General features: G+C 68.5%; 8 protein-coding genes. 3 read left to right on the top strand and 5 right to left on the bottom strand.

Annotated elements, in window-relative coordinates; genetic code table 11:
* The 3 genes from Q1V87_RS16015 to Q1V87_RS16005 form a co-directional block, all read left to right on the top strand.
* Window positions 1-349, top strand: a 349-nt coding sequence (locus Q1V87_RS16015) for a DUF4395 domain-containing protein (RefSeq protein WP_300595106.1), incomplete at its 5' end; no start/stop codon positions are given.
* A 117-nt stretch (window positions 350-466) separates the two neighbouring features.
* A complete protein-coding gene (locus Q1V87_RS16010; RefSeq protein ID WP_195693419.1) occupies window positions 467-892 on the top strand; it encodes an OsmC family peroxiredoxin in 426 nt (141 codons plus the stop codon).
* Entirely contained in the window at window positions 885-1,796 is a 912-nt protein-coding gene (locus Q1V87_RS16005) for a TIGR01777 family oxidoreductase (protein WP_300595104.1), read from the top strand. Before Q1V87_RS16010 ends, Q1V87_RS16005 begins: the two co-directional genes overlap by 8 nt.
* A 9-nt stretch (window positions 1,797-1,805) precedes the next feature.
* Here Q1V87_RS16005 and Q1V87_RS16000 read toward each other — a convergent pair whose 3' ends face one another.
* The 5 genes from Q1V87_RS16000 to Q1V87_RS15980 form a co-directional block, all read right to left on the bottom strand.
* On the bottom strand, window positions 1,806-2,258 hold the full coding sequence (locus Q1V87_RS16000; RefSeq protein ID WP_300595102.1) for a hypothetical protein: 453 nt from the start codon (window positions 2,256-2,258) through the stop codon (window positions 1,806-1,808).
* Complete coding sequence (gene dapB, locus Q1V87_RS15995; RefSeq protein ID WP_300595100.1) at window positions 2,255-3,085, bottom strand: 4-hydroxy-tetrahydrodipicolinate reductase; 831 nt, start codon at window positions 3,083-3,085, stop codon at window positions 2,255-2,257. Before dapB ends, Q1V87_RS16000 begins: the two co-directional genes overlap by 4 nt.
* Window positions 3,086-3,127: 42 nt before the next feature.
* Complete coding sequence (locus Q1V87_RS15990) at window positions 3,128-3,730, bottom strand: histidine phosphatase family protein (protein WP_300595098.1); 603 nt, start codon at window positions 3,728-3,730, stop codon at window positions 3,128-3,130.
* A 65-nt stretch (window positions 3,731-3,795) separates the two neighbouring features.
* Window positions 3,796-4,821, bottom strand: a complete 1,026-nt coding sequence (locus Q1V87_RS15985) for an aldo/keto reductase (RefSeq protein WP_300595096.1) — start codon at window positions 4,819-4,821, stop codon at window positions 3,796-3,798.
* 202 nt (window positions 4,822-5,023) lie between these two features.
* A complete protein-coding gene (locus Q1V87_RS15980; RefSeq protein ID WP_300595108.1) occupies window positions 5,024-7,297 on the bottom strand; it encodes a polyribonucleotide nucleotidyltransferase in 2,274 nt (757 codons plus the stop codon).
* Window positions 7,298-7,356: the final 59 nt, after the last annotated feature.

Raw genomic sequence — 7,356 nt, 5'->3', positions numbered from 1 at the left:
CGTGCTGCTGGCCGTGATCGCCCTGCTGTTCCTGTGGGGCGTCGTGGCGCCGCGCACCGCCCCGTGGGGCGCCCTGTATCGCGCCCTCATCCAGCCCCGTCTGGCTCCGCCCAGCGAGCTCGAAGACCCGCGCCCGCCGCGCTTTGCCCAGGGGGTGGGACTGTTCGTCACCGCGATCGGCATCCTTCTGTTCCTCGTCGGCGTTCCCTGGGGAGTCCCTGCCGCCGCCGCTGCAGCGTTCGTCGCAGCCTTCCTCAACGCCGTGTTCGGGCTGTGCCTGGGATGCCAGCTCTACCTCGTGCTGCAGCGAGCAGGGGTTCTCGGCCGGCGCCCCGCGGGCGCTGCCTGACCGAGGCCTCCGGCCGGCGCCGCGGGTTTGGCCACGAGCCTGCCCTCCCCCGCGAAACGCCATTAGGCTGACCGCGGAAGCGCCCACTCCGGGTGCATGACGACCAGGGAGGTCCCCATGTCCGTGACGAGCGAAGCCACCACCGTCTGGAACGGCAGCCTGACCGATGGGTCGGGAACAGTGACGTTCGACAGTTCCCACCTCGGCACGTTCGATGTCAACTGGAAGGCCCGTAGCGAAGGCTCCTCGACAGTCACCACGCCCGAGGAACTCATCGCGGCAGCTCACGCTTCCTGCTTCAGCATGGCGTTCTCGCACGAGCTCACCCAGAACGGCACGCCACCCGAGTCAGTGCGCTGCTCGGCAGCTGTCACCTTCATCCCGGGCACCGGAATCACCGGAAGCCACCTCAACGTGCACGCATCCGTGCCGGGCCTGTCGCAGGAGGACTTCGACCGCATCGCGAACGCCGCGAAGGCCGGATGCCCGGTCTCGGCAGCCCTCGCAGGAATCGAGATCACCCTCGAGGCGACGCTTGCCTGAGTCCGCTCTGCGACACGTCGTCATCGGCGGAGCGTCCGGCCTCATCGGCCGGGCGCTCGCCGAGAGTCTGCGGGCCGACGGTGTCCGCGTGACGACCCTCGTCCGCACCCCCGATCAGGGTGCTGACGAGGTACCGTGGCTCGTCGACTCCGACGTGCTCGACCCGGCAGTGCTGGACGGTGCAGACGCGGTCATCGGTTTGAACGGGGCGAGCATCGGCCGATTCCCGTGGAGCTCGTCCTACAAGCACACACTGCTGTGGTCGCGGGTCACGCCGACGCGAGCCCTGGCACGTGCCGTTCGCGAGCTGGGCGAGGACGCCCCACACTTCGTGTCGGCCTCCGCTGTCGGCTACTACGGCACGGATCCTGGCGGCCCGATCGCCGAAGACGCCCCGCGCGGGGACGGATTCCTCGCAGATCTGTGCGGCGAATGGGAGAGCGCCGCGTACGGCGCCGGGGATCACGCTCGCGTAGCGACGCTGCGAACTGCGCCGATCATCCACCGCGACGGTGTACTCAAGCCCCTGATTCTGCTGACGAAACTCGGGCTCAGCGGTCCCCTGGGACGAGGCACGCAGGTGTGGCCGTGGATCTCGCTGGATGACGAGGTTCGCGCGATCCGACACATCATCGACACCGGCACGACGGGGCCCGTGAACCTGTCTGGCCCGACGCGCGCGACGGCGAATGACATCGGGTTCGCTCTGGCACGGGAACTGAACCGTCCGTACCTCCTGCGCGCCCCCGAGTGGGGCCTGAAGCTCGTGCTGGGGTCAGACCCTACCGAGTCGCTCTTGACGACCGACGCCTACGTCATCCCCGAGGTGCTCGCCGCGTCCGGCTTCTCCTGGACGCACGAGAGCGCGGAAGAAGCGGTACGAGCTGCCATTGGCCGGCGCTGACCGCTCTCGTCAGTTCTGCGGACCCTGCCCGCGCTCGAGCCGGATGGCAGTTCGCACCGCCGCCCGCGCGCGACGTCGGTCTCCGGCCGCGTCGTAGACAATCCCGAGTCGATACCAGGCCCGCCAGTCCTCGGGTGCGCTTTCGACTTCCGCTTTGAAGCGCGGAAACAGCGCATCCCCGTCCGCGCGCATGACCCGCCCGCTGGGGCGCACCGCGACCAGATCATCCGGTACCTCCCCCTCCGCTTCAAGGCGTCGACCGAGTTGTTCGGCGCGCACGCCGAACCACAGCTCGCGCCACAGCGCCCAGACCGCGATCACCGGCAAGACGACCCGCACCGCCCCCATCGCCACGCCGACCGGGTCGCCGCTGATGAGCAAGAGCCAGGCCCGCTGGGCCACCAGCACGATGTACAGCAGCAGAAGCGCCGCCATCACTCCGACGGCGATGCGCGAACTCATGCGCCGGTGGCGCGGGCTACCTGCCCCGGCACGCCGCCCTCGTCCACAGGGGCCTGGTCGGCAAACGACGGCAGCCGGATGCCGATGTCAAGGAAGGTGTCAAGCCCGATGACGACACTGCCCGGCTCGACACCGGCCACGCGGCCGGCGACAGCTCTGAGCACGAGCCGGATGCCTGGCGCATAGGCGGCTGCAGGGTCAATGGTGTCGTGGGTGAGGGTGAGCGTCTCCCCCGGCCCCGAGAGCACGACATCCTGGCTCGCAACCACTCCAGGCCGCCGGAGGGAATGAATGGGAACGCTCGCAACCTGCTGACCTCGTGCGCGCTGGTCGACATGGGGAGCGGCCACTGGGCCTGCATCTGCACGGGCCGCAGAGATCAGCTCAGCGGTACGCACAGCGGTTCCGGAAGGCGAGTCGATCTTGGTTTCGCGGTGCGCTTCGATGATCTCGATCGATGGGAAGAAGGGAGCAGCGGCGGCAGAGAGCGCTGAACCGATCACGGATCCGAGCGAGAAGTTCGGAATGAATACCGCCCTGACGCCAGCCTGTTGGATCTCGGGCCGGACCCGCGCGATACGTTCGGCCGACCACCCCGACGTCCCGACGATGATGTCGATCCCCCGCTGCGCTGCAGCGCGCACCACGTCGATCGACACGGCGGGAATCGTTGCGTCCACGACGAGATCGGCGCCGTCAAGCGCTGACATCGCTGACCGCGAGTCGAGCTCAGCATGGATCTCGAATCCGGGCTCAGCAGCAACGACATCGCGGATGATTCCGCCGAGCTTGCCCGTGGCACCGACGATGGCGACGCGTGTGGTCATGGGTTCCAGCCTATCCGCGGCGTCCGGCCGCACAGCGCACGCTCAGAACGCGTAGGCCTCGGGAAGCCCGGTGCGGTCTTCGACAGGAATATGGGCGAGGTCGTTGTGGGACAGGAGCGTCCACGGTCTCCCCTGCTTCTGTGCCAGGACCGTCAAACCACAGTTCGCCTGATTGAGCGTCATCCACTTCCACTCGGGGGCCTGCAGGACCTCGCGAACGAACCAGCCGATGACGAAGTTGTGGGTCACGAGCAGTTCGTGAACCTCGCCGGATTTACGCACGAGGAAGGCGTTGACGGCATCGGCCATCTGCGCGCGACCCGCTTCGACCTCTTCCTCGGTGACCGCTCCGAAGAACGGCTCGAACACAGCCGGAGTCTCCTCGACCATGCCCGTGGGTACGCAGTCGAACAGCAGCGCCGACGGCGTCGGGGTGAGGGCCGGCATCCGCTCGGCGATTGCCCGCGCTGTCTCGGCGGCACGATCGAGCGGGGAGTGCCAGAGCGCGTTGAAGGGGATCCCCGAAAGGCGGTCGGCCAAGAAAGCTGCCTGGCGCTTACCGCGCGGGGAGAGGGGTCCGTCGATCAGGCCATGCTCGGCATCCAGATGCTCACCGTGGCGAACGAGATAGATGTAGTGGGTCACGGGGCCGCTTCCTCGACGTGCTCGGAACAGTCCTACCCTAACCTCTCGGCCCCGGGCGGGAGGTCTCAGTCTGCTGCTCGTGCGATATCGGCCAGCTGGGCTCGCGTGAGCCGCACACCCACGCCCTGCACGAGCTCGTCGACCTGGTACGGGGCGAACGCGTTGATGATCGGGGCCGTGATGATGCGCTGCGCAAGGAGCCAGGCAACGGCGACCGACGCGTTGGTGACGCCCAGCTCGGCAGCAATCGCATCCAGAGCCTTCAGGGTGCGGGTACCCCGCCGGTTGACGTTTGCTGTGATCTGCTTCGCTCGAACCGACAGCGGTCCGTTAAGACGGTCGCGGTGCAGACCCGACAAGAATCCGTGCTCAAGGGCGTGGGAGGGCGTCACCGCCATCGACTGCGCGCTGGCCACCAGGCGCAGATCGCTGTCGAACTCGTGCCGCCGCAGCACGTTGAAGGGAACGTCCAAAACCGAGATCCGCGGATAGCCGGCAGAGCACAGGATTCGAGCTTCCACGAGCTGCGCAGCCTGATACCCGATCGCCCCAATCGCGCGCACCTTGCCCGCGCTGATGAGCCACTCAGCGGTGGCGAGCGTCTCCTCCACAGCAGTGGTCGTGTCTGCCCGAGCGTCGAGGTAGAGGACATCAATGCGGTCAGTACCCAGGCGCGTGAGCGAGGCCTCAGCGGCCCGCACGAGGTCGACAGGGCCGAGCCCCGGGTGATCGGGATGGGCACCGACGCGCACGGCCAGCACGATGTCATCGCGGATGCCGCGGTCTGCCATCCATCTGCCGATGATGTGTTCGCTGCGGCCGCCCGAGAAGCTGTCGGCCGTGTGGATGGCGTTGCCGCCGGCACGCACATAGGTGTCGAGGATCTCGTGGCTGGTGGCTGCGTCCACTGTCCAGCCGAACTCACCGCCACCGAGGATCAGGGGGAACACCGACATCCCGGTCTCGCCGAGATCGACGCGCACGTTCGACCCGAGCGGCTGACCCAGGACGGGAATCGGGGCGGAGGGATGAGCGGGGTTCACCGCCCCGGCTCCTGCCGTTGCTGCGGCACCGACGCCGAAAGCAGCCATTCCCTCACCCCCTTTTCACGGTGTCCGTGGTGGTGAGTCACGGATACCGGCGCGCTCCCCGGCGCGTGTTTCGAGGGTACGGCGTAACAGCGGCGGCGCGGCGGCGCCAGGCGACACAGGCGTGAATATTACATAACGCTTCGATCACGCCCGAATGCGAAAACGCCCGCCCCCTCAGGGACGGGCGTTTTCGATACAGGGCTCAGCCTTCGGCCGGAGCCTCCGGACCCTCGTTCGCCGCAGCGCGGCCCTCCTGGTCGGCGGGCTCGGCGATGACGGGCTCGAGCGAGAGCTTGCCGCGGTCGTCGATCTTGGTGATCTCGACGAGCAGCTTCTGCCCGACGCCCAGCACGTCCTCGACGTTCTCGACGCGCTTGCCGCCGGCGAGCTTGCGCACCTCGGAGATGTGCAGCAGGCCGTCCTTGCCCGGCAGCAGCGACACGAAGGCGCCGAAGGTGGCGATCTTCACGACGGTGCCGAGGAACTGCTCGCCGACCTCCGGGTTGGTGGGGTTCGCGATCGCGTTCACCTGGGCGCGGGCCGCCTCGGCCGAGGGGCCGTCGGTGGCGCCGATGTAGACGGTGCCGTCCTCCTCGATGGAGATGTCGGCGCCGGTCTCGTCCTGGATCGCGTTGATCGTCTTGCCCTTCGGCCCGATCAGCTCGCCGATCTTGTCGACCGGGATCTGCACGCTGATGACGCGCGGAGCGGTCGGCGCCATCTCGTCCGGGCCGTCGATCGCCGCGTTGAGCACGGCGAGGATGGTGGTGCGGGCCTCCTTCGCCTGGGTCAGCGCGCCGGCGAGCACCGAGGCGGGGATGCCGTCGAGCTTCGTGTCGAGCTGGATGGCCGTGACGAACTCGCTCGTGCCGGCGACCTTGAAGTCCATGTCGCCGAGCGCGTCCTCGGCACCGAGGATGTCGGTGAGCGCCGCGTAGCGGGTCTCGCCGTTCACGGTGTCGGAGATGAGGCCCATGGCGATGCCGGCGACCGGGGCGCGCAGCGGCACACCGGCGTTCAGCAGCGAGAGGGTCGAGGCGCAGACGGAGCCCATGGAGGTCGAGCCGTTGGAGCCGAGGGCCTCGGACACCTGACGGATCGCGTAGGGGAACTCCTCGCGCGTGGGCAGCACCGGCACGAGCGCGCGCTCGGCGAGTGCGCCGTGCCCGATCTCGCGACGCTTCGGCGACCCGACGCGGCCGGTCTCACCGGTCGAGTAGGGCGGGAAGTTGTAGTTGTGCATGTAGCGCTTCTTGGTGACCGGGCTCAGCGAGTCGATCTGCTGCTCGAGCTTCAGCATGTTCAGCGTGGTGACGCCCAGGATCTGGGTCTCGCCGCGCTGGAAGATGGCCGAGCCGGGCACGCGGGGCACGACCTGCCCCGCGGCGTGGTGCGGGGGGTTGTCGGCGAGGCCGCGGCCGTCGATGCGGACGCCCTCCTCGAGGACCCGCGAGCGCACGACGTGCTTCGTCACCGACTTGTAGGCGGCGGAGACCTCGGCGTTGGCCGACTCGGGCAGCTCGCCCGCCTCGACCTTGGCCGCGACCTGCTCCTTGACGCGCGCCTTGAGGGCGTCGTCGGCGTCCTGCCGCTCGACCTTGCCGGCGATCTGGTAGATGCCCTTGAGCTCGTCGAGCGCGAGCGCCTCGACGACGGCCTTCGTCTCCGGCTGGTAGGGCGGGAAGGTCGGGTAGTCGGCGGTCGGCTTCGCGGCGGTCTTGGCGACCTGCTGCTGCGCCTCGACGAGCTGCTTGATGAAGGGCTTCGAGGCCTCGATGCCCTGCGCGATGACGGTCTCGTCAGGCTTGACGGCGCCGCCCTGAATGAGGTTCCACGCGTTGTCGGTCGCCTCGGCCTCGATCATCATGATCGCGACGTCCTCGGAGCCGTCGGCCTCGGTCACGACGCGGCCCGCAACGACCATGCTGAACACGGCCTCCTCGAGCTGGCCGTGCTTCGGGAACGCGACCCACTGGCCGTCGATGAGCGCGACGCGGACACCGGCGACCGGGCCGGAGAACGGCAGGCCGGACAGCTGCGTCGAGAGCGACGCGGCGTTGATGGCGAGCACGTCGTAGAGCTCGTCGGGCTCGATGGCGAGGACGGTCACGACGACCTGGACCTCGTTGCGCAGACCCTCGACGAAGGAGGGGCGGAGCGGGCGGTCGATGAGGCGGCAGGTCAGGATCGCCTCGGTCGAGGGGCGGCCCTCGCGGCGGAAGAACGAGCCGGGGATGCGGCCCGCGGCGTACATGCGCTCCTCGACGTCGATCGTGAGCGGGAAGAAGTCGAAGTGATCCTTCGGCTGCTTCGAGACGCTCGTCGCCGAGAGCAGCATGGTCTCTTCGTCGATGTAGGCGACCGCGGAGCCCTGCGCCTGCTGGGCGAGGCGTCCGGTCTCGAAGCGGATGGTGCGGGTGCCGAACTTGCCGTTGTCGATGACGGTCTCGTCAGGCTTGACGGCGCCGCCCTGAATGAGGTTCCACGCGTTGTCGGTCGCCTCGGCCTCGATCATCATGATCGCGACGTCCTCGG

The sequence above is a fragment of the Microbacterium sp. genome, from assembly GCF_030149085.1.
Classification (GTDB): Bacteria; Actinomycetota; Actinomycetes; order Actinomycetales; family Microbacteriaceae; genus Microbacterium.
Note: the sequence above shows the minus strand (reverse complement) of the source record. Positions and strands in the feature narration are given on the sequence as shown.